Here is a 21380-nt window from a genome sequence, read left to right on the forward strand (position 1 = left end):
GATACCTCTTCCGGTTGCGCGCGCTTCCGCGCTCGCATAGGGCGCGGGGCCTGTAATTGAGGATGGATTCGATGACCGACAAAATCAATCGTGTCGTGCTGGCCTATTCGGGCGGGCTGGATACCAGCGTCATCCTCAAATGGCTGCAACAGACCTACAATTGCGAAGTGGTGACCTTCACCGCCGATCTCGGCCAGGGCGAGGAGCTCGAGCCGGCGCGCAAGAAAGCCGAGGCCGCCGGCGTGAAGCCCGAGCATATCTTCATCGACGATCTGCGCGAAGAATTCGTCCGCGATTATGTCTTCCCGATGATGCGCGCCAACGCGATGTACGAAGGCCTGTACCTGCTCGGCACCTCGATCGCGCGCCCGCTGATCGCCAAGCGGCAGATCGAGATCGCCCGGATGCTGAACGCCGACGCGGTCAGCCACGGCGCGACCGGCAAGGGCAACGATCAGGTGCGCTTCGAGCTCGGCTATTATGCGCTGGCACCCGATATCAAGGTGATCGCACCGTGGCGCGAATGGGATCTGACCAGCCGATCCAAGCTGATCGAATTCGCCGAGCAGCACCAGATTCCGGTGAGCAAGGACAAGCGCGGCGAAGCGCCGTTCTCGACCGACGCCAACATGCTGCACACCTCGTCCGAGGGCCTGGTGCTCGAGGATCCCTGGGTCGAGGTGCCGGATTACGTCTATTCGCGCACCGTGAACCCCGAGGATGCGCCGAACGAGCCGGAAGTGATCACGATCGATTTCGAGCGTGGCGACGGCGTGGCGGTCAACGGCGTGGGCATGTCGCCGGCGACCTTGCTCGAGACGCTCAACGAGATGGGCCGCCGCCACGGCATCGGCCGGCTCGATCTGGTCGAGAACCGCTTCGTCGGCATGAAGTCGCGCGGCATGTACGAGACGCCGGGCGGCACGATCTACAATCTCGCGCATCGCGGCATCGAGCAATTGACGCTCGACCGCGGCGCCGCGCATCTCAAGGACGAGCTCGCGCCGCGTTATGCCGAACTGATCTATAACGGCTTCTGGTTCAGCCCCGAGCGCGAGATGCTGCAGGCGGCGATCGATCACAGCCAGGACAAGGTCACCGGCACGGTGCGGCTGAAGCTCTACAAGGGCAATGTCTCGGTCACCGGGCGCAAATCGCCCTTCTCGCTCTATTCGGAAAAGGTCGTGACGTTCGAGGACGATCAGGGCGCCTACGACCAGCGCGACGCGGCGGGCTTCATCAAGCTGCAGGCGCTCAGGCTGCGGCTGCTGGGGCGGCGGGACCGGTGACCTTGCGTTAACCAAATATCAGTCGGATGCCCCCAAGGTCGGCCGGTCCGATCCTTGGGGTACGAAACGATGCTTGGTGCTGTTCACGACAAACTGGTCTTCGGCCGGCGCATCCGCACATTGGGGCGCGTGATCGCCGAACGCCTGCCCGCCAATGCGCGCGTGCTCGATGTCGGCTGCGGCAGCGGCGATCTCGCCGCGCTGCTGATGCAATTGCGCCCCGACGTGACGATCGAGGGGATCGACGTGCTCGTTCGCCCCGGCACTGCGATCGTCGTGCACGAATATGACGGGCAGACGATCCCGTTCGGCGACAATGCGTTCGATGCCGCGATCGTCGTCGACGTGCTGCATCATACCGACGATCCGGCGGCGGTGATGCGGGAGATCGCGCGGGTCGCCCCGGTGGTGATCATCAAGGATCACCTGCGCGACGGCATCGCCGCGAACCTGACGCTCAGTTTCATGGATTGGGTCGGCAATGCCGCGCACGGCGTGCGGCTGCCGTACAATTATCTGTCGCGGCGCGAATGGACCGGCATCTGGGGGAAATTGGGGCTGCACACGCGGCAGTTCACCACCAGGCTGGCGCTCTATCCGCGGCCATTCAGCTGGCTGTTCGACCGCCAGCTTCATTTCGTCACGATCCTGTCCCGCTAAGCGGCCCGATCGTCAAACAAAAAGGGCGCGCCTCGCGGCGCGCCATTTTTGTCGTTCGTGGCTGTGGCAGCTTCAGCCGGTGCGCGTATCGACCAGCCCGATCAGGAAGCTGGTGAACACGGCCTGCAGCCCGAGCAGCGTGGCGACCATGGCCGGAATGGCGAGCCGCATCAGCGCGATGCCGTCCATCGCCCCGAAGCCGGTCGTCGCCCAGCCGCCGACCAGCAGGACGATGCCAACCACGCCCAGTAGCGACAAGAGGCCGCCGGCGATCGCGCCGCGTTCGACGCTGAAGCGCGCGCGGAACAGCTCGACCCGGCGGCTGGTCGGCCACAGCTTGCTGGCGACGCCGTAAAGGCGCGCGACGATTCCGAAGCTGACCAGCTGGCAGCCCAGCAGCAGCAGCATCGCGGCGAACAACATGGTCGTGATGCTCAGCTCGACGCGGCCGAGCGTGACGCTGCCCGAGGCGAGCGTCGCCACGCCGATCGTGCCGATCGCGGCGCAGGCCATGCCCGGATAGACGAACAGGAAGCGCGGCGCATAGGTCAGCAGGAAGCGCAGGTGGCGCCAGCCGTCGCGCCAGGTGCGCAGATGCGGCGCGCGGCTGCGGCCGTCGGGCGACAAGGTGGTGGCGACCTGCCGCACGTCGAGCCGGTGCATCACTGCCTTGACGACCATCTCGCTGGCGAATTCCATGCCGGTCGAGCGCAGTCCGAGATCGAGGATCGCGTCGCGGCGAAATCCGCGCAGGCCACAATGGAAGTCGCTGATCTTGTTGTCGAACAACAGTCGGCCAAGGAAGCTGAGCACCGGATTGCCGAGATAGCGGTGCAGCGGCGGCATCGCGCCGCTGGCGATCCCGCCGAGAAAGCGATCGCCCATCACCAGCTCGCCGCCGGCGCGCAGTGCATCGACGAACGGCTGCAGCGACAGGAAATCGTAACTGTCATCGGCATCGCCCATGATCACATAGGTGCCGCGCGCCGCGGCGATCCCCCCGATCAGCGCCGCGCCATAGCCGCGCGCCTCGACCGCGACGATCCGCGCGCCGAGCGCGTTGGCGATCTGCCGCGATCCGTCGGTCGAGCCATTGTCGGCGATCACCACTTCGCCGCTGATGCCGCTGTCCTGGATAAAGCGCTGCGCCTTGCGGATGCACACCGCCAGCGTCTCCGCCTCGTTGAGGCAGGGCATGACTATCGACAATTCGATCGCGGGCAGCGCGAGCGGACGCCGATCAGCCGGTGTCACGTCGTGGACGTTACTCAGATCGACAGCCGTGGACATGTGCATCGATGGCCCTCCTCGACACCGTGCTACGATCCAAGCTTGAAAAGAAGGTTAACCATTGCCTGCTAGGCCCCCCTGGTCATTTCCCGAGGAGCCCTCCTGCATGCTGCCGCCAACGCCCCCGGCTCCGATCGAGCGCGCCGTCGCTGCGCGGCGCGGCATGCTGCCGGATCTGCTCGTGGCCTTCGTGCTGGCCGCGCTGCTGACCATCGCCTGGACGGTGCAGGATTGGGGGCGTCTGCACTATCTCACGCTGCCCGATGCCGACGACATGATGCGCCTGGCGCAGGTGCGCGACTGGCTTAACGGGCAGGCGTTCAATGATTGGACGCAATATCGCATGGCCCCGCCGCACGGCGCGCCGATGCACTGGTCGCGCATCAACGATTTCGGCCTTGCGGCGATCATCCTTGCCGCCACGCCGGTGGTTGGCCGGCACGGTGCCGAGATGGCTGCGGTGTTGAGCTATCCCGCGATCCTGTTCGTGCTGTGCCTGTTCCTGGCCGCGCGGATCGCGCGCCGGCTATGGTCGGCGGAGGCCGCCTGGGTCGCGGCGGTGATCGCCGCGCTGGCCTATCCCGGCGACAAATTGTTCGCGCCCGGGCGGATCGATCATCATGCGCTGCAGACTGTGGTAATCGAACTGGCGGTGCTGGCGATGGTGCGGTGCCCGAGCTTGGCGAGCGGCGTCGGTGCCGGGCTCGCCATCGCGATCAGCCTGGTGATCGGCCTGGAAACCGCGCCGCATGTCGCGGTGCTGGTTGCGGTGATGGGGGCAATCTGGGCATGGCGCGGGATGGACGAGCGCGTCCGTTTGGCCGGGTTCGCCGGCGGGATCGCGGCGGGCACGTTTCTGTGTCTTGCCTTTCTACGCCCGGCCTATTGGTCGGCCGGCTTGTGCGATGCCTTCACCCCGGCATCGGCGAGCGCCGCGCTGGCGGTCGCCGCCGCGCTGGCGGCAATGGCGCTGGCCACACCGCATCTGCACGACTGGCGCATCCGGCTCGGCGTCGGCGCAGTGATTGGCGGCGTGGCGGTGGGCGGCGTGCTGCTGGCCTTTCCGGCCTGCCTGTCGGGGCCGTACGGTGCGATGAGCCCGTTCCTGCAACGCGAATTCCTGACCCATATCGACGAGGCGAACGGGCTGTTCAAACAGGTGTTGGTCACACGCCGCATTGCCATGGGGGGGCTGATGGCGGCCGGCGTGGCGGCCAGCCTGTGGATGCTGTGGCGCCGGCCGCGGGAATGGCCGCTGCTCGCGCCGGCCGCGGCGATCGTGCTGGTGTCCGGGATCATCACGCTGTTCCAGATCCGCGGCACCTATATCGGCACGCCGCTCAGCGCACCGATCCTCGCCGGGCTGGTGCTCGCGGCGCGCGCACGCACCACGTGGCGCGCGCCGACGCTGATCGGCGCCTGGCTGGTCTCGGCCGGGGTGACCTATGGCGTGGCACCCACGGTCGCGGCACTCGCCACCGTGACCCCGGCGCAGCAGCACGCCGTGCCGCCGGTCGGCAGTTGTCAGAATGGCGACGTTTGGCAGCAGCTCGACCGCTATCCGCGCGGCATCATCCTGTCGCCGACCAATTTGGCGTCCTATTCGATCGGTGCGACGCACATGGCGACGGTGGGGGCGGGCTATCATCGCAACGACGCCGCCAATATGGACATGTATCGCTATTTCCTCAGCGATCCTGGACGGGGCAGGCCGATCGCGGCGAAGTGGCAGGCCGATTACGTGATGTTCTGCCCGGACGATTTCGGCGAGATGGATGCCTTTCGCCGCTTTCCCAATAGCCTGGCAACTCGGTTGCAGAATGATCGCCCGCCGCCCTGGCTCGAACGACTTCCCTTGCATGGAGCCCGCTTACGGCTTTATCGGATCAAACGATATTGAATGCCGACGTGGCGAACAGGGTAAGCGTGGATGACCGGCGATACAGTTCACTGGTGGCAGACGCGCTGGTTCGTGGCGTTGATGGTGCTCGTCTCGATCATCCCGCTGCTCAAGCCGGATATCCCGCCCCTGGTCGATCTGCCCGGCCATATGGGCCGGTACCGGGTCCAGCTCGAGATCGGGCAGGTGCCGTGGCTCGGCGACTGGTATGATTTCAACTGGTCGCTGATCGGCAATCTCGGCGTCGATCTGCTGATCATTCCGCTGGCGCCGGTGTTCGGGCTTGAACTGGCGGTCAAGCTGATCGTCATCGCCATTCCTGCGCTCACCGTGCTCGGGCTGCTGTGGATCGCGCGCGAGGTGCACGGGCGCATCCCGCCGACCGCCCTGTTCGCGCTGCCCTTGGCCTACAGCTTCCCGTTCCAGTTCGGCTTCGTCAATTTCGCGCTGTCGATGGCGCTCGCGCTCAACGCCTTCGCCTTGTGGCTGCGGCTCGCGCGGCTGGGCCGGCTCAGGCTGCGCGCGATCCTGTTCGTGCCGCTCTCCTGCCTCGTCTGGCTGTGCCACACGTTCGGCTGGGGCGTGCTCGGCGTGCTCGCTTTCTCGGCGGAGATGATCCGCCAGCATGATCTGATGACCGAGCGGCGCGGCGATGCCACGCTGTGGGAGCGGATTCGTCGCGGCCATTGGATCGCCGCCTGGTGCAAGGCCGGGCTGCACTGCCTGCCGCTGGCGCTACCGATGGTGCTGATGATCGTGTGGCGCTCGGGCGATCACGTTACCGGGCAGACCGGCGACTGGTTCAACTGGCGCGCCAAGTTCGGCTGGGTGACGATGGTGCTCAAGGATCGCTGGCAGACGTTCGACATCGCGTCGATCGCATTGCTGCTGGTGATCCTCGCAAAGGGCCTGCGCAGTCCGACGATCGGCTATTCGCGCAATCTGGCGCTGTCGGCGTTGTTCCTGCTTGCCGTGTTCATCGCGCTGCCGCGGATCGTGTTCGGCTCGGCCTATGCCGATATGCGGCTCGTGCCGTTCATGATCGCGGTTGCGGTGATCGCGCTGCGCCCGCGCCCTGGCCTGTCGGTGCGCGGTGCGACGATGCTGGCGGTGCTGGGCTGCGCCTTCTTCCTGGTCCGCATCGGCGCGGGCACAGTGAGCTACTGGATGTTCGACCAGCGCTATGATCGCGAACTCAAGGCACTGGAGCACGTACCGATCGGCGCGCGGCTGATCACCTTTGTCGGCGAGACATGCGGCAACAAGTGGCTGATGACCCGCGTCGAGCATTTCCCGGCACTCGCGCTGGAGCGGCGGCTGGCCTATTCGAACGATCAATGGTCGATGGCCGGCGCGCAGTTGCTTACCGCGAAATATCTCCCCGCCGGGCGTTTCGCGCACGATCCGTCGCAGATCGTCACCAGCATCCAGTGTCCGCGCGAATGGTGGCGTCCGATCAACCGTGCGCTGGCGCGCTTCCCGCGCAACGCGTTCGACTATGTCTGGCTGGTCGCGCCGCCGGCCTATGACCCGAAGTTCAACCAGGGGCTGGTCGAGGTATGGCGCGACGGCACCAGCGTGCTCTACCGCATCGATCACACGAAGCCGGGCGTGTTCGTCAGCGATGCGGAGATCCACCCCAAGATCATCTGGCGCGCGCCATTCTAAGGGCTAGGTCGCAGCCTTCTTGAACGGCGTCAGTTCCGCCAGATAATCCTGGTCCGAAGCGACCGACTCCCGCTCGCGTTCCAGGAAATCGGCGATCGCGCGGCGGAAGTTCGGGTCCGGGATATAATGCGCCGACCAGGTGGTGACCGGGGCATAGCCACGCGCGAGCTTGTGTTCGCCCTGCGCGCCGGCCTCGACCGTTACCAGGCCACGCGCGATCGCGGCGTCGATCGCTTGGTAATAGCACAGTTCGAAATGCAGGAACGGCACGTCCTCGGTGCAGCCCCAATAGCGGCCGTAGAGCGTGTCCGCGCCGATCAGGTTGAGCGCGCCGGCGATCGGTACGCCGTCGCGCTCCGCCATGATCAGCAGCACGCGATCGGCCATCTGCTGCCCGAGCAGCGAGAAGAACGCGCGGGTGAGATACGGCTTGCCCCATTTGCGGCTGCCGGTGTCCTGGTAGAATACCCAGAACGCGTCCCAATCCGCCTCCGTAATGTCGGCGCCGCTGATGTGGCGGATCGTCAGCCCCTCGACCGCGGCGGCGCGCTCCTTGCGGATCGCCTTGCGCTTGCGGCTGGCCAAGGCCGCGAGGAAGTCGTCGAAGCTCCGGTAGCCGTCATTGTGCCAGTGGAATTGCGTGCCCGCGCGGACCAGCCAGCCTGCCGCCTCGAACAGCGGCACCTGATCGGGCGCGATGAACGTGGCGTGCGCGGAGGACAGGCCGTGCTGGTCGGTGACCGCCTCGATCGCGGCAAGCAGCGGTGCGGCCATCGCCGGATCGCGCAGCAGCAGCCGCGGCCCGGGCACGGGGGTGAACGGCGCGGCGATCTGCAGCTTGGGGTAATAGCGCCCGCCGGCGCGCTCCCACGCATCGGCCCAGCCATGATCGAAGACATATTCGCCCTGGCTGTGGCTCTTGGCATAGGCCGGCGCGATCGCCGCCGGGCGGCCATCGGCGCCGTCGATCACGATCGGGATCGGCTGCCAGCCGGTACGCGGGCTGGCGCTGCCGGATTGCTCGACGATCGAGAGGAAGGCGTGGCTGAGGAACGGATTGTCCGCGCCGGCACAGGCGTCCCAATCGCCCGCGGGAATGGCGGCGACGCCGTCGGCGATTCGGGCGGTGACGGCGGTCATTGCCGTACAGGTAGGGTGGCCGGGGACGTAGGCCAAGGCGTCACCCACATAAGCTGCCGTCATCCCGGACTTGATCCGGGATCCATCGCGCCTCAGGTGCGATCGTCCGAGCGGAGGGATGGATCCTGACGTTCGTCAGGATGACGGTAGATGGGGCGAGTTCAGCCAATCTCGACGATCGCGTCGATTTCAACCGCCGCGCCGAGCGGCAGCGCCGGCACGCCGACGGCGGCACGCGCATGCTTGCCGGCGTCGCCGAACAGGGCGACCATCAAATCGCTCGCGCCGTTCGCCACTTTCGGCTGGTCGGTGAAATCGCCGGCCGAATTGATGAACACGCCAAGCTTCACGATGCGCTTGACGCGCGACAGGTCGCCGAGCGCCGCCTTGACCTGCGCCACGACCATCAGCGCGCAGGCCTGCGCTGCCTCCTGCCCGAACGCGACATCGCGGTCGTCGCCGAGACGGCCGGTCATCACCGCGCCCTGCTTGAACGGCAGCTGCCCGGAAACGTGCAGCAGGCCACCGGCTTCCACCGCCGGGACATAGGAAGCGATCGGCGCGGCGGCCTGCGGCAGGGTAAGGCCCAGTTCGGCCAGCTTGGTATCGACGCGGTCGGTCATGTCAGTCTCTCTCTTGGGGTCAGGCAGAGCGGGCAGGCGTGTTGACGCCCCTGCTCTGCAGATATTTGCGCACGTTGCGCGCCGCCTGGCGCAGGCGTTGCTCGTTCTCGACCATCGCGATGCGCACGAAGCCTTCGCCATTCTCGCCGTAGCCGACGCCCGGCGCGACCGCGACCTTGGCGTGCTGCAGCATCTGCTTGGAGAATTCGAGGCTGCCGAGATGCGCCAGTGCCGGCGGCAGCGGCGCCCAGGCGAACATGGATGCGCGAGGGCTGGGAATATCCCAGCCCGCACGGCCGAAGCTCTCGACCAGCACGTCACGGCGCTTGTGGTAGAGCAGCCGGTTGGTCTCGACGATATCCTGCGGGCCGTTCAGCGCGGCGCAGGCCGCCGCCTGGATCGGCGTGAACGCGCCGTAATCGAGATACGACTTCACCCGGCTCATGGCGGCGATCAACGTCTTGTTGCCGACCGCGAAGCCGATCCGCCAGCCGGCCATCGAATAGGTCTTGCTGAGCGAGGTGAATTCCACCGCAATGTCCTTCGCGCCCTTCACCTGCAGGATCGAAACCGTCGGCTTGCCGTCATAATAGAGTTCCGAATAGGCCAGATCGGAAATGATCCACACCTGATTCTCCTTCGCCCAGGCGACCAGCCGCTCGTAGAAAGCGAGATCGACCGTCTCGGCGGTCGGATTGGACGGATAGTTCACCACCAGGATCGACGGGCGTGGCACGGTGAACGCCATCGCGCGCTCGAGCGATTCGAAATAATGCTCGTCCGGGGTGGTCGGCACGGCGCGGATCGTCGCGCCGGCGATGATGAAGCCGAACGTGTGGATCGGGTAGGACGGGTTGGGCGCGAGCACGACGTCGCCCGGTGCGGTGATCGCCGTCGCCAGGCTGGCAAGCCCTTCCTTCGAGCCCATCGTCACGACGACTTCGGTCTCGGGATCGATGTCGACGCCGAAGCGGCGGCCGTAATAATTCGCCTGCGCGCGGCGCAGCCCGGGAATGCCCTTCGATTGCGAATAGCCGTGCGCATCGGGCTTGCGCGCGACCTCGATCAGCTTCTCGATCACGTGCGGCGGCGGCGGCAGATCGGGATTGCCCATGCCGAGATCGATAATGTCCTCCCCGCCCGCGCGCGCCGCCGCCCGCATCGCGTTCACTTCCGCGATCACATAGGGGGGCAGGCGTTTCATGCGGTAGAATTCTTCGGACATGGGGCGTTTCCGGTTTGAGGAAGCTTTATCCTTACGTCACCGACCTCCCGTCGTCATCCCTACTTTCCCGGTCCTTGGGGGCGAGAGGGGTGAAAGCGCCGCCGGGATGCGCTAGGTTGGCAAAAAGAGTGAGGATGCAGATGGCTAAGCCCGACCCCGCGATCCCGACGCTGCCCAGCCTCGAGGACATGCAGCACTGGACCTGGGTGCTCGGCCGCACGCAGCAGATGATGCTGGAACAGGGCCTCGGCGCGATGGCGCCGCAGGCTGCCGCGCTGCCTGCCATTCCCGGCCTGACCGATCCCGCCACTCTGGCCCGCGCGCAAAGCTTCTGGAGCGATAATCTGGCGCTGTGGCAGCGCTTTCTCGATCCCGCCAAGGCGCCAGCCGCGGACGTGGCGCCGGCGCACGCCCGCGACAAGCGCTTCAAGGATTCGGCCTGGGAAAACCCGCTGTTCGACTGGATCCGGCAGAGCTATTTCCTGATCTCGGATCACCTGCTGCAGGGGATCGACGCGCTCGACGGCGTCGACGCAAAGCAGAAGGAGCGCATGCGCTTCGCCGCGCGCGGTTTCCTCGAAGCGATGAGCCCGAGCAACTTCCCCGCCACCAACCCGGTGGTGCTCGAAAAGACGCTCGAGACCGGCGGCGAGAATCTGCTCAAGGGCCTGCAGAACATGCTCGCCGATATCGCCAAGGGCCAGCTGACGCACACCGATCCCAATGCGTTCGAGGTCGGGCGCAACCTCGCGATGACGCCGGGCAAGGTCGTCCACCGCACCCCGCTCTACGAACTGATCCAATATACGCCGACCACCGAGAGCGTGCTTGCCGTGCCGCTGGTGATCTTCCCGCCCTGGATCAACCGCTTCTACATCCTCGATCTGACGCCCGAAAAGAGCTTCATCCGCTGGGCGGTGGAGCAGGGCGTCACCGTCTTCATGGTGTCGTGGAAATCGGCCGATGCCAGCCTCAAGGACGTGCAGTGGGACGATTATGTCGCCGCGCAGATCGAGGCGATCGACGTGATCCGCGCCGCGCTCGACGTGCCTGCGGTGCACACGATCGGCTATTGCGTCGCGGGCACCACGCTCGCCGCGACGCTTGCCGTGCTGGCCGCGAAAGGCGAGGCCGAGAAGGTCAAGAGCGCGACCTTCTTCACTGCGCAGGTCGATTTCGCGAACGCCGGGGAACTGCTCAACTTCATCGACGACGAGCAACTCGCCTCGATCGCCAAATTGTCGCCCGACGGTTTCCTCGACGGGCGCTACATGGCGCTGACCTTCAACATGCTGCGCGGTCGCGATCTGATCTGGAACTACGTCACCAACAATTACCTGCTGGGTCAGGATTATGTGCCGTTCGATCTGCTGCACTGGAACGGCGACACCACCAACCTGCCGGCCAAATGGCACCTGTCCTATCTTACCGATCTGTACCGCGACAATCTGCTGGCCACGCCGAACGCGCTGTCGGTCGGCGGCACGCCGATCGATCTGACCAGGGTCGCGACTCCGGCCTATATCCAGGCCGGCAAGGAGGATCATATCGCGCCGGTCGAAAGCGTGTGGCAGATCACGCGGCATTTCACCGGGCCGATCAAGTTCGTGCTCGCGGGCTCCGGGCATATCGCCGGCGTGGTCAATCCGCCGTCGCAGCAGAAATACCAATATTGGCTCAATCCGAACCCGGTCGAAACACTCGCCGACTTCGTCGCCGGCGCGACCGAGACCAAGGGCAGCTGGTGGCCGGACTGGATCGAGTGGCTGCGCCAGCAGGATGAAGCGATGGTCCCGGCCAGCGCGAACCGCGTGCCCGGCCAGGGCGCTTTGGCCGCGATCGAGGATGCCCCGGGGAGCTATGTCCGCGCCCGCTGATCATCCGGTCTCGTCTCAGGGTAGACTTGATCCTGCCCGGCTTTGATCATCCGGGAATGATTAGGGTGCCCGCTTTTACCCCAAGCCGGGGTGAGCGCTGTCTGTGCGCTCACGCCGAAACCATGCCTTAAGCGGGGGCTGGCTATGCCCTCGAAAGCGACCGGCAATACGGTCGAAAAAGGAGGCGGCCCGAATTCCGGCAATCAATCAATCGGTTGCACGGACCGGATCGCGACTGACATACCGACGCAGCGGAAACCCAGGCAGACTCGAGAACCGAAAAAATGCTGACAGCTCGCCTCATGCTTCCCGTGCTTCACATCAGCATCGTTGCCGCGCTGGCATTGACGGCGTGCAGTCGACAGCCGGAGGCCCCATCGCAAGGCGCGCAGCCGGATACCGTCGTAACGAGCCAATCGAGGGGGAAAGCGATCTCCAATCCACGTCGCGGCAGTTTCGCCAAACCGAAGCCAGGGAAGTACGAATACAAATCGCCCGAATAAGCTGACGGAGCCAATTGCGAACCGCGCAGGTTAGCTCAGCACGCGATATCCGGCCGCCTGAAAATTGGCTTTTGCACGGCTGTAAGAGCGTTGGCGCTGCCGTCTCGCCTGACCGCAAACCGCCGAAATTGTTCGGGAAAGCAGCCACATGACCTGCGCAGCGCGGTCGCGCACCGTCATGTTGCAGTGCAGCAAGAAAAGTCTTGCGAGCCGTTTGATATGCATTATATTGCAGTGCACAACGAACCGATCGAGGAGGCCATTATGGCCAGCAAGACTCCTGCCGAACCGAAGCCCTTGAAGGCTGAATCCGTGGCCGTTGATCTGCCTGCCGCCGCGGTCGTCGCCGACGCCCCGCCGGCCTTCGTGCCGACTCAGGCGGTGACGAAAAAGCCCGCCGCACCCGACGTCGTGGCGCCGTTCGCCGCCGCGCCGATCACGGCCAAGCCGGCCAAGATTGCCAAGTCCCGTCCCGTTGCCGCCCCGGCGCCCGCGCCGGTGGCCAAGAAGAGGGTCGCACCGAAGGCGGCCCCTGACGTCGCCACTATCACCGCAGTGAAACCCAGCGTGCCGCCCGTCATCATGACGCCGGCCGCGCCAGTCGAGGAAAAGAAAATGGAAACTCCGTTCACCAATGCCGGCGCCACGCAGTTCGCCGACAAGGCCAAGACGATGTTCGCCGAAGCCGGCACCAAGAGCCAGCAGGCGTTCGCCGACATCAACGATTTCGGCAAGGGCAACATCGAAGCGCTCGTCGAAAGCAGCAAGATCGCCGTCAAGGGCGTCGAGGCATTCGGCCAGGATACGGCCGATTATGGCCGTCGCCAGATCGAAAGCGCGACCGCCGCGCTGAAGAGCCTGTCGAGCGTCAAGTCGCCGACCGATTTCTTCAAGCTGCAGAGCGATTATATCCGCGCGTCGTTCGACTCGCTCGTCGCGCAGACCTCGAAGAACACCGAGACGATGCTCAAGCTGGCCGGCGAGGTCGCCCAGCCGATCCAGAACCGCGTCGCGGTGGCAGTCGAAAAGGCCAAGGTCGCCGCATAAGCGTCGATACGGTCAAGCGTAGCGAGAGGGCGGTGCCGCAAGGCGCCGCCCTTTTCGTTTAGCATGCACGGCGGTGCCGCGGGCGCGCGCCGGGTTTGCGCCGGGCCGGCTGCGGTACCGATGCGCGACGACCGCCACGGTCGGCCCGCACCGCTGGGGGGCGGGGCCTGCCGGCAAGGCTCGGCCGTGGCGCCAGGCATGCGATAAGTTGCCACTTATCCGCCGCCACCCCCGACACACCCCTTGCCCTGACGCCCCGGCATGCCATATTTTGCGGACACATGATCGAACAGCACAACCCCACGGCCATGGCCGACCGCCGCAATGGCGAGGGCAGCGATGAAGACGGCACCGGTCTCGGCATCGCCACCCGCACGCGCGCCAAGACCAAGCAGCCGACGCCGTACCGCGTGCTGCTGCTCAACGATGATTACACGCCGATGGAATTCGTCGTGCTGGTGCTGCAGCGTTTCTTTCGCATGGATATGGAGGCGGCGACGCGGGTGATGCTTCACGTCCATCAGAAGGGCGTCGGCGTGTGCGGCACGTTCAGCTACGAGGTCGCCGAGACCAAGGTGGCGCAGGTCACCGAATTCGCCCGCCAGCATCAGCATCCGCTGCAATGCACATTGGAGAAGGCCTGAGCGGCGGGACTCGTTAGGCCGCGCGTGCGGTTTGGCGTCGGCCCCGGGTCTCACCCTCTCCCGCCGTGGCGAAAGAGGGTGAGTGGCGTCAGCGCGGATCGGGCAGCCAAGCCAGGTCGAGCCCGGTATAGCGATCGACGTAGTTCGCCGCGCGGCTGAGCGCGCGTTCGTCCTTGAGGATCATCCGGCCGGTTTCGCGCGCGATCAGATGCTCTTCTTCGAGCTGTCGCAGCATGCGGTTGACATGCACCGCGGTGAGGCCCGTCGCGTCGCCGATCTCCTCCTGCGTCAGCCCGAGCACGAAGCTGCTGCCGAGCGCCGGGTTCATCATGCGCTGGCGGTTGCGGATCTCGATCAGGATCGCGGCGACGCGCGCCTTGGCCGAGGTGCGGCCCAATGCAGCGAGCCGGTCGGTCAGCGCGGCGCGTTCGATCTGGCTATAGACCATGATCACGGCGGCGAGCCGCGGATGGTCGGTAATCAGTTTGGCGAGCAAGGGCCGCTCGAACGGGCTCACCGTACAGTCGGTCAGCGCGGTCAGCGTCTCGGTGGCTTCGCGATAGACCAGCGCAGAGCCCGCGAGCAGGTCGCCCGGAAACATGAAGCGCAGGATCTGCCGGCTGCCGTCATCGAGCAGCACCGAACTCATCACCGTGCCCTTGCGCAGCACGAACATTTCGCCGCCATGGTCCTTTTCGCGGACCAATGTCGCCCCGCGGCGCAGCGATCGCTCGCGCTCCTCGAGGCGGTCCAGCGCTGCCCGTTCGCCTGGTGTCAACGGAACCAGGCTATTTAAGCGCTCGGCAAAACAACTTACTGTCACGCAGCACTTCCCCCCCAGGTAGCGCACACCCAGAGCATCGCTCGGAAATCACTGCATTAAAGTCGATCAAGCACCGTTCGGTGATACGCACATACTTGCGCGCCCCCGCCCAAGCGATAAAGCCATCCGATGGATAGAATTCTCATTCGCGGTGGCAATCGCCTTTCCGGCCGGCTGCCGATCTCAGGAGCCAAGAATGCCGCGCTCACGCTGATGCCGTGCGCTTTGCTGACCGACGAGCCGCTGACGCTGCGCAACCTGCCGCGGCTCGCCGATGTCGACAGTTTCGGGCATCTGCTCAATCAGCTCGGTGCGTCGACGCAGATCGAGGGGAGCCGACCGGAAGATTTCGGCCGGGTGATGACGATCCGCGCCGGCAAGCTCAGCTCGACCGAGGCGCCGTACGACATCGTGCGCAAGATGCGCGCGTCGATCCTGGTGCTCGGGCCGCTGGTCGCGCGCGCCGGCGAGGCGACGGTGTCGCTGCCGGGTGGCTGCGCGATCGGCAATCGCCCGATCGATCTCCACCTCAAGGCGCTTGAAGCGATCGGCGCGGAGATCGAGCTGGCGGCGGGTTACGTCAAGGCGACGGCGCCGGGCGGGCGACTGCCGGGCGGCAATTATACCTTCCCGATCGTCTCGGTCGGCGCGACCGAGAATGTCGTGATGGCGGCGGTGCTGGCACGCGGCACATCGGTGATCGAGAATGCCGCGCGCGAGCCGGAGATCGTCGATCTGTGCAATTGCCTGGTGGCGATGGGCGCCAAGATCGATGGCATCGGCACCGAGACGCTGACGATCGAAGGCCGGGATCGGCTGCACGGCGCGACTTATGCCGTCATGCCGGATCGGATCGAGGCCGGCAGCTATGCCTGCGCCGCGGCGATCACCGGCGGCTCGGTCGAGCTGGTCGGGGTCGGCATGGATAACATGCGCGCCACCGTCGCGGGGCTGATCGAGGCGGGTGTCAAGGTCGAGGAACGCGGCGGCAGCCTGTTCGTCGACGCGCCCGATCGTCTCGGCCCGCTGACGCTCTCCACTGCCCCGTTCCCCGGCTTCGCCACCGACATGCAGGCGCAGTTCATGGCGATGCTGACGATGGCCGACGGCGCCAGCGTGCTGACCGAGACGATCTTCGAGAATCGCTACATGCACGTGCCGGAACTGGCGCGGATGGGGGCGGACATCCAGGTCAGCGGGCGCACCGCGATCGTGCGCGGCGTGCAGCGGCTGACCGGCGCGCCGGTGATGGCCACCGATCTGCGTGCGTCGATGAGCCTGATCATCGCCGGGCTGGTCGCGGACGGCGAGACTGAGGTCGGTCGGGTCTATCATCTCGATCGCGGATACGAGCGGCTCGAAGAGAAATTGAGCGCGGTCGGCGCGGATATCGAGCGCGCCGGCGACGGCTGAGCCCGTATTTAGCACTGATCCCGATCAACGAACGGACCCACTCCCGATCCCGGCCGTTGGAGCGCTAACGCCTCCACCCGAAGGATCCAAGATGACCGATACCACGCGTAACCCCGGCAACGGTGGCGAGACCCATCAGCAGGCCGGCGACGACACGCCGGTGCTGACGACCAATCACGGCGTCCCCGTCTCCGACAACCAGAACAGCCTGAAATCCGGCGCGCGCGGCCCCACGCTGCTCGAGGATTTTGTGCTGCGGGAGAAGATCTTCCACTTCGATCACGAGCGCATTCCGGAGCGGATCGTCCACGCGCGTGGCTCGGGCGCGCACGGCGTGTTCGAAGCGACGGACGACATTTCCGATCTCAGTTCGGCCGCGGTGTTCACCAAGGGCGAGAAGACCGAAGTGTTCGTGCGCTTCTCGACCGTCGCGGGCGGCGCCGGTTCGGTCGATACGCCGCGCGACGTGCGCGGCTTCGCGGTGAAATTCTATACGCGCGAAGGCAATTGGGATCTGGTCGGCAACAATATCCCGGTGTTCTTCATCCAGGACGCGATCAAGTTTCCCGATCTCGTCCATGCGGTGAAGATGGAGGCCGATCGCGGCTATCCGCAGGCGGGCAGCGCACACGATACGTTCTGGGACTGGGCGTCGCTGATGCCCGAAACCACGCACATGCTGATGTGGGCGATGTCCGATCGTACCCTGCCGCGCTCGCTGCGGATGATGGAAGGTTTTGGAGTTCACACCTTCCGGCTGGTCAACGACGCCGGCAAATCGAGCTTCGTGAAGTTCCATTGGAAGCCCAAGCTCGGGCTGCAATCGACGATCTGGGACGAGGCGCTCAAGCTGCAGGCGGCCGACAACGACTATCATCGCCGCGATCTGTTCGAAGCGATCGATACCGGCGCGTTTCCCGAATGGGAACTGGGGATCCAGGTGTTCGACCAGGAATTTGCCGAGGCGCAGCCGTATGACGTGCTCGATGCGACCAAGCTCATTCCGGAAGAGGACGTGCCCGTCCGCATCATCGGCAAGCTGACGCTCAATCGCAACGTCGACAATTTCTTCGCCGAGACCGAGCAGGTCGCCTTCCTGCCGACCAACATCGTGCCGGGGATCGATTTCTCGAACGATCCGCTGCTCCAGGGGCGGCTGTTCTCCTATCTCGACACGCAGAAGTCGCGGCTCGGCACGACCAACTTCCATCAGATTCCGATCAACACGCCGCGCTGCCCGTTCGGCAATTTCCAGCGCGACGGGCTGATGCAGACGATGGTGCCCAAGGGCCGCGCCAATTACGAGCCCAACAGCCTCGCCGATCATGGCGAGGAAGGCGGCCCACGCGAAAGCAAGGCAGGCTTTGCCACCACCAACGCCGCGACCGGGCCGGACGAGCAGGGCGACAAGCTCCGCGTCCGCGCAGGCACGTTCGCGGACCATTACAGCCAGGCGCGGCTCTTCTATAAGTCGCAGACTGAGAACGAGCAGGCGCACATCGCCTCGTCGTTCGTGTTCGAACTGTCCAAGGTCGGGCTGCTCGATCAGGTGCCGCCGCGGATGCTCGCCAATCTGCGGAACGTCGACGAGGATCTGGCGCAGCGCGTCGCCGACGGGCTCGGCCTCGATCTGCCGGAAAAGGCCGAGGCGGCTAAGGAGCCCGTCGACATGCCGGCATCCGATGCACTGTCGATCCACAAGAACATGAAGGACACGCTGGAGGGGCGTGCGATCGGCATCCTTATTGCCGACGGCACCGATGCCGACGAGCTCGATGCGCTGATCGAGGCGATCGAAGCGGCCGATGCCAAGGCAGTGATCGTGGCGCCCAAGGTCGGCGGCGCGCGGTTGTCGGACGGCGACATGTTCAAGGCCGACGGGCAGCTTGCCGGATCGCCGTCGCAGATCTTCGACGCAGTGGCGATCCTGCTGTCCGAGGAGGGCTGCGCGGCATTGCTGAAGGAAGCTGCCGCGGTCGATTTCGTGATGAACGCCTTCGGCCATCTCAAGGCGATCGGCGCGACCGATGCCGCACAGCCGTTGCTCGACAAGGCCGGCGTCGAGGATGACGAGGGCGTGACCGGGATCGGCGACGACTTCATCGCCGCGGCCAAGAAGCGCTTCTACGCGCGCGAACCGGGCTTGCGCACGCTGGCCTGAGGCGAGGGGGGAGGGCGATGCCCTCCCCCAGTCCCGTCATCCTGAACGCGATTCAGGATCCATCATGCCGCACGGGCGGCGCTCATTATGGGCGTCGAACCAAGCCGCTAGATGGATCCTGACGTTCGTCAGGATGACGGTGCTTCCAGCTTACGCAATCCGCTCCGGCACCGCCGCGGCGTCGGCTTGGATTGCCAAGTCTGGGGCCACCGCTTCCCAGGGGAAGATGAACCAGTCTTTGGTCACCGTCCGGTCGATCGTCCGCGCGCGGTAATCGACCGTCTGCACCGAACTGACATTGTCGATCAGCGTGGCGAAACGGATGCTTCCCTGCGCGGCGCCGCCGGCTGCCAGCTTCTCGCGCAGATGCGCGATCGTCCGCCCCGAATCGTTGATGTCATCGAGGAACAGCAGCCGCGCGCCATCCTGCGTCCGTGCCGCCAATCGCTCCAGCGGCGCATCGGCAAAATCCTTCACCTGGCTCGAATAATCCACCGACAACATCGGCAGCCCGGTGGCATGGCTGAGATAGACCGCGGGCGCGAGCCCGCCGCGGCCGACGCCGATGATGAAATCCGGCTTCCACGTGTCCGCTGCCAGCAAGTCGGCGAGCGTGCGGATCGCGGCGACGAAGTCGTCATGCGGAATGTGCGTGAAGACCGTCATGCCGCTTGCGCCACATAGGCGTCGAGCGTCGCCAGATGCTGGGCAACCGTATCGTCGGGCAGGAACGAACCAAGGAACGAATTGCGCGCCAGCAACGCCAGATCGGCGCGCGTCAGCGCGCGGCCGGCCGCGGCGGCGCGGTAATTGTCCGCGATATAGCCGCCGAAATAGGCCGGATCGTCCGAATTGATCGTCGCGCGCAGCCCTTCGCGCAGCATGCGGTCGATCGGGTGATCGTTCATGTCGTCGACCACGCACAGCTTGAGGTTGGACAGCGGGCACACCGTCAGCGTCATCGAGGTGCGGGCAAGCCGCGCGGTCAGCACCGGATCCTCCAGGCTGCGATTGCCGTGATCGAGCCGGTCGACATCGAGCAGATCGAGCGCTTCGTAGACATATTCCGGCGGCCCTTCCTCGCCGGCATGCGCGACGAGCTTGAGCCCCTCGGCGCGGGCGGCGGCGAAGACGCGCGCGAACTTGCTCGGCGGGTGACCCATTTCCGACGAATCGAGCCCGACCGCGTCGATCCGGTCGAGCCACGGCCGCGCCGCCTCCAGCGTGGCGAAGGCGTCGTCCTCGTCGAGATGGCGCAGGAACGACATGATAAGCTTGCTGGTCATGCCGTGGCGCGCCTCAGCCTCGGCCATGCCGGCCAGCAGCCCCTCGATCACCGTGCCGAACGCGATGCCGCGCGCGGTATGCGTCTGGGGATCGAACATGATCTCGGCATGGACCACCCCATCGGCGGCCGCGCGATCGAAATAGGCGACGGCCAGATCGCGGAAATCGGCCTCGGTGCGCAGCACGTCGGCACCGGCATAATAGATGTCGAGGAAGTCCTGCAGGTTCGAGAAGTCATAGGCCGCGCGGACGTCCTCCACGCTGGCGAACGGGATCGCCACGCCGTTGCGCTCGGCCAGCGCGAACATCAGTTCGGGTTCGAGGCTGCCTTCGATATGCAGGTGGAGTTCGGCCTTGGGCAGGCCCGAGATAAAGTCGCTATCGGTCATGCCCCTATCATCGCGACATACGCGGCGGCGGGCAAGCGAGTCGTCGCCCCGGCGGCGGCCGGGGCGACGGGAAGGTCAGATCGAATCGAGCGCCTGGGTGAAGTCGGCGATCAGATCGTCGGCATCCTCGACACCGATCGAGATGCGCACCAGATTGTCGGTGATGCCCAAGGCCTGCTTGCGTTCTTCGGGCACCGACAGATGCGTCATCGCCGCCGGATGCGAGGCCAGCGTCTCGGTGCCGCCCAGGCTGACCGCCAGCTTGGCGATCTTGAGCGCGTCGAGAAACGCGAACGCTTCCGTCTCGCCGCCCTTGACGATCAGCGAGAAGGTGCTGCCCGCGCCGGTGCAGTGGCGGCGATAGATATCGGCCTGGCGCTCCATGCCGGGCGTGTCGGCAAGAAAGCCGAGATAGCCGACGCGCTCGACCTTGGGATGCGTGCGCAGATACTCGCATACCTTCACCGCATTCTCGCCGGCGCGGCTCATGCGCAGTTCCAGCGTCTCCAGGCTGCGCATCAGCATCCAGGCGGTGTTGGGATCGCAGATCGTGCCGATCGTGTTGCGCATCGAGCGGATCGTGTTGATGTGCGCCTTCGAACCGAGCAGGCCGCCGGCGACGAGGTCGCTATGCCCGCCGGCATATTTGGTCAGGCTGTAAACGACCAGATCCGCGCCATGCTTGAGCGGCTGCAGCCAGAGCGGACCGAGAAACGTGTTGTCGATCGCGATCGGCGGCTTTTCCTCGCCGGTGAAGATTGCGTCACGGCTGGCGGCCACGGCCTCGATATCGACCAAAGCGTTGGTCGGATTGGCCGGGCTTTCAAGATAGATCAGCGCGACGTTGCCGGCGGCCGAGGCCTGCGTCAGCACCGCATCGATTTCCGCGCGCGTCGCGCCGGCCGGGAAATCGAGATAGTTGACGCCGAACTTGCCGAGGATGCGGGCGATCAGCGTTTCGGTGGCGGCATAGAGCGGGCCGGAATGGACGATCGTGTCGCCGGGCTTGACCATCGACAGGAACAGGGTGGCGATCGCCGACATGCCGCTGGAGAAGACCAAAGCATCCTCGGCCTCTTCCCACACGCCGAGGCGATCCTCGAGGATTTCCTGATTGGGGCCGTTGAAGCGTGAATAGACCAGGCCGGCCGAGCCGCCGGGGCGCTTGCCGGTCACGCCTTCGAAGTGGCGCTTGCCCGCCGCGGCATTGGGAAAGACATAGGTCGAGGTGGCGAAGATCGGCGGCTTCAGCGCGCCTTCGGACAGCATCGGATCATAGCCGTGCCCCATCATCATGGTGGAGGGCTTGAGCTTGCGATCACCGATCTTCTCGACGCTCTTGCGGCCGGCGGGGACGGGCGCGCCGCCGGTGAGATCGTCTTCGGTGGGAAAATCGGGCATGAGAAACTCCTACGAGGCGCCTGTCTGACGCAGGCCAACT

General features: G+C 65.6%; 17 protein-coding genes. 9 read left to right on the forward strand and 8 right to left on the reverse strand.

Annotation, left to right across the window (positions count from 1 at the left end):
- The first annotated feature begins 71 nt into the window (after positions 1-71).
- Positions 72-1289 carry an argininosuccinate synthase gene (locus NV401_RS05360; protein ID WP_261293360.1) on the forward strand — a complete coding sequence of 406 codons (1218 nt, stop codon included), beginning with the start codon at positions 72-74 and terminating at the stop codon, positions 1287-1289.
- A 69-nt stretch (positions 1290-1358) separates the two neighbouring features.
- The gene (locus NV401_RS05365; protein ID WP_261293361.1) at positions 1359-1949 is read left to right on the forward strand and encodes a class I SAM-dependent methyltransferase; all 591 of its coding nucleotides are present in this window, start codon (positions 1359-1361) and stop codon (positions 1947-1949) included.
- Between the two features lie 72 nt (positions 1950-2021).
- Here NV401_RS05365 and NV401_RS05370 read toward each other — a convergent pair whose 3' ends face one another.
- Entirely contained in the window at positions 2022-3245 is a 1224-nt protein-coding gene (locus tag NV401_RS05370) for a glycosyltransferase family 2 protein (RefSeq protein ID WP_261293362.1), read from the reverse strand.
- Between the two features lie 100 nt (positions 3246-3345).
- On the opposite strand from NV401_RS05370, the gene NV401_RS05375 reads away from it, so the two are divergent.
- Both NV401_RS05375 and NV401_RS05380 read left to right on the forward strand, forming a co-directional pair.
- Entirely contained in the window at positions 3346-5139 is a 1794-nt protein-coding gene (locus NV401_RS05375) for a hypothetical protein (RefSeq protein ID WP_261293363.1), read from the forward strand.
- 30 nt (positions 5140-5169) lie between these two features.
- A complete protein-coding gene (locus NV401_RS05380) occupies positions 5170-6807 on the forward strand; it encodes a hypothetical protein (RefSeq protein WP_261293364.1) in 1638 nt (545 codons plus the stop codon).
- A 3-nt stretch (positions 6808-6810) separates the two neighbouring features.
- On the opposite strand, the gene NV401_RS05385 is transcribed toward NV401_RS05380, so the two are convergent.
- The 3 genes from NV401_RS05385 to NV401_RS05395 all read right to left on the reverse strand — a co-directional run bounded on the left by NV401_RS05385 (position 6811) and on the right by NV401_RS05395 (position 9795).
- Complete coding sequence (locus NV401_RS05385; protein WP_261293365.1) at positions 6811-7947, reverse strand: GNAT family N-acetyltransferase; 1137 nt, start codon at positions 7945-7947, stop codon at positions 6811-6813.
- Between the two features lie 161 nt (positions 7948-8108).
- Positions 8109-8570, reverse strand: a complete 462-nt coding sequence (locus NV401_RS05390; RefSeq protein ID WP_261293366.1) for a RidA family protein — start codon at positions 8568-8570, stop codon at positions 8109-8111.
- Positions 8571-8589: 19 nt separating this feature from the next.
- Positions 8590-9795: an LL-diaminopimelate aminotransferase gene (locus NV401_RS05395; protein ID WP_261293367.1), complete on the reverse strand. Its 1206-nt coding sequence runs from the start codon at positions 9793-9795 to the stop codon at positions 8590-8592.
- A 140-nt stretch (positions 9796-9935) separates the two neighbouring features.
- On the opposite strand from NV401_RS05395, the gene NV401_RS05400 reads away from it, so the two are divergent.
- From NV401_RS05400 to clpS, 3 genes are all read left to right on the forward strand, one after another.
- On the forward strand, positions 9936-11672 hold the full coding sequence (locus NV401_RS05400) for a PHA/PHB synthase family protein (RefSeq protein WP_261293368.1): 1737 nt from the start codon (positions 9936-9938) through the stop codon (positions 11670-11672).
- A 593-nt stretch (positions 11673-12265) separates the two neighbouring features.
- Positions 12266-13222, forward strand: coding sequence for a phasin family protein (locus NV401_RS05405; protein ID WP_261293369.1), 957 nt, complete (start codon positions 12266-12268; stop codon positions 13220-13222).
- Positions 13223-13530: 308 nt separating this feature from the next.
- Positions 13531-13866 carry an ATP-dependent Clp protease adapter ClpS gene (clpS, locus tag NV401_RS05410; protein WP_261293581.1) on the forward strand — a complete coding sequence of 112 codons (336 nt, stop codon included), beginning with the start codon at positions 13531-13533 and terminating at the stop codon, positions 13864-13866.
- Between the two features lie 88 nt (positions 13867-13954).
- On the opposite strand, the gene NV401_RS05415 is transcribed toward clpS, so the two are convergent.
- Positions 13955-14653 (reverse strand): Crp/Fnr family transcriptional regulator, encoded by a 699-nt coding sequence (locus NV401_RS05415; RefSeq protein ID WP_261293582.1) that lies wholly within the window; start codon positions 14651-14653, stop codon positions 13955-13957.
- Positions 14654-14818: 165 nt separating this feature from the next.
- On the opposite strand from NV401_RS05415, the gene murA reads away from it, so the two are divergent.
- Positions 14819-16102 carry a UDP-N-acetylglucosamine 1-carboxyvinyltransferase gene (gene murA / locus NV401_RS05420; protein WP_261293370.1) on the forward strand — a complete coding sequence of 428 codons (1284 nt, stop codon included), beginning with the start codon at positions 14819-14821 and terminating at the stop codon, positions 16100-16102.
- 91 nt (positions 16103-16193) lie between these two features.
- Positions 16194-18263 (forward strand): catalase, encoded by a 2070-nt coding sequence (locus NV401_RS05425; RefSeq protein WP_261293371.1) that lies wholly within the window; start codon positions 16194-16196, stop codon positions 18261-18263.
- 150 nt (positions 18264-18413) lie between these two features.
- Here the strand turns inward: NV401_RS05425 and NV401_RS05430 are convergent, their stop codons facing one another.
- The 3 genes from NV401_RS05430 to NV401_RS05440 form a co-directional block, all read right to left on the reverse strand.
- The gene (locus tag NV401_RS05430; RefSeq protein ID WP_261293372.1) at positions 18414-18929 is read right to left on the reverse strand and encodes a phosphoribosyltransferase; all 516 of its coding nucleotides are present in this window, start codon (positions 18927-18929) and stop codon (positions 18414-18416) included.
- Positions 18926-19939, reverse strand: coding sequence for an adenosine deaminase (locus tag NV401_RS05435; RefSeq protein ID WP_261293373.1), 1014 nt, complete (start codon positions 19937-19939; stop codon positions 18926-18928). Before NV401_RS05435 ends, NV401_RS05430 begins: the two co-directional genes overlap by 4 nt.
- A 75-nt stretch (positions 19940-20014) precedes the next feature.
- On the reverse strand, positions 20015-21340 hold the full coding sequence (locus NV401_RS05440) for a cystathionine gamma-synthase family protein (protein WP_261293374.1): 1326 nt from the start codon (positions 21338-21340) through the stop codon (positions 20015-20017).
- Between the last annotated feature and the right edge of the window lie 40 nt (positions 21341-21380).

Origin of the sequence: Sphingomonas hylomeconis (assembly GCF_025370105.1) — a bacterium.
In the GTDB taxonomy this organism is placed as follows: Bacteria; Pseudomonadota; Alphaproteobacteria; order Sphingomonadales; family Sphingomonadaceae; genus Sphingomonas; species Sphingomonas hylomeconis.

Bases quoted from the DNA above. Each gene is read 5' to 3' on its own strand.
- NV401_RS05360 (WP_261293360.1), top strand. From the start codon at position 72: ATGACCGACAAAATCAATCGTGTCGTGCTGGCCTATTCGGGCGGGCTG.
- NV401_RS05365 (WP_261293361.1), top strand. From the start codon at position 1,359: ATGCTTGGTGCTGTTCACGACAAACTGGTCTTCGGCCGGCGCATCCGC.
- NV401_RS05370 (WP_261293362.1), bottom strand. From the start codon at position 3,245: ATGCACATGTCCACGGCTGTCGATCTGAGTAACGTCCACGACGTGACA.
- NV401_RS05375 (WP_261293363.1), top strand. From the start codon at position 3,346: ATGCTGCCGCCAACGCCCCCGGCTCCGATCGAGCGCGCCGTCGCTGCG.
- NV401_RS05380 (WP_261293364.1), top strand. From the start codon at position 5,170: ATGACCGGCGATACAGTTCACTGGTGGCAGACGCGCTGGTTCGTGGCG.
- NV401_RS05385 (WP_261293365.1), bottom strand. From the start codon at position 7,947: ATGACCGCCGTCACCGCCCGAATCGCCGACGGCGTCGCCGCCATTCCC.
- NV401_RS05390 (WP_261293366.1), bottom strand. From the start codon at position 8,570: ATGACCGACCGCGTCGATACCAAGCTGGCCGAACTGGGCCTTACCCTG.
- NV401_RS05395 (WP_261293367.1), bottom strand. From the start codon at position 9,795: ATGTCCGAAGAATTCTACCGCATGAAACGCCTGCCCCCCTATGTGATC.
- NV401_RS05400 (WP_261293368.1), top strand. From the start codon at position 9,936: ATGGCTAAGCCCGACCCCGCGATCCCGACGCTGCCCAGCCTCGAGGAC.
- clpS (WP_261293581.1), top strand. From the start codon at position 13,531: ATGGCCGACCGCCGCAATGGCGAGGGCAGCGATGAAGACGGCACCGGT.
- murA (WP_261293370.1), top strand. From the start codon at position 14,819: ATGGATAGAATTCTCATTCGCGGTGGCAATCGCCTTTCCGGCCGGCTG.
- NV401_RS05425 (WP_261293371.1), top strand. From the start codon at position 16,194: ATGACCGATACCACGCGTAACCCCGGCAACGGTGGCGAGACCCATCAG.
- NV401_RS05430 (WP_261293372.1), bottom strand. From the start codon at position 18,929: ATGACGGTCTTCACGCACATTCCGCATGACGACTTCGTCGCCGCGATC.
- NV401_RS05435 (WP_261293373.1), bottom strand. From the start codon at position 19,939: ATGACCGATAGCGACTTTATCTCGGGCCTGCCCAAGGCCGAACTCCAC.
- NV401_RS05440 (WP_261293374.1), bottom strand. From the start codon at position 21,340: ATGCCCGATTTTCCCACCGAAGACGATCTCACCGGCGGCGCGCCCGTC.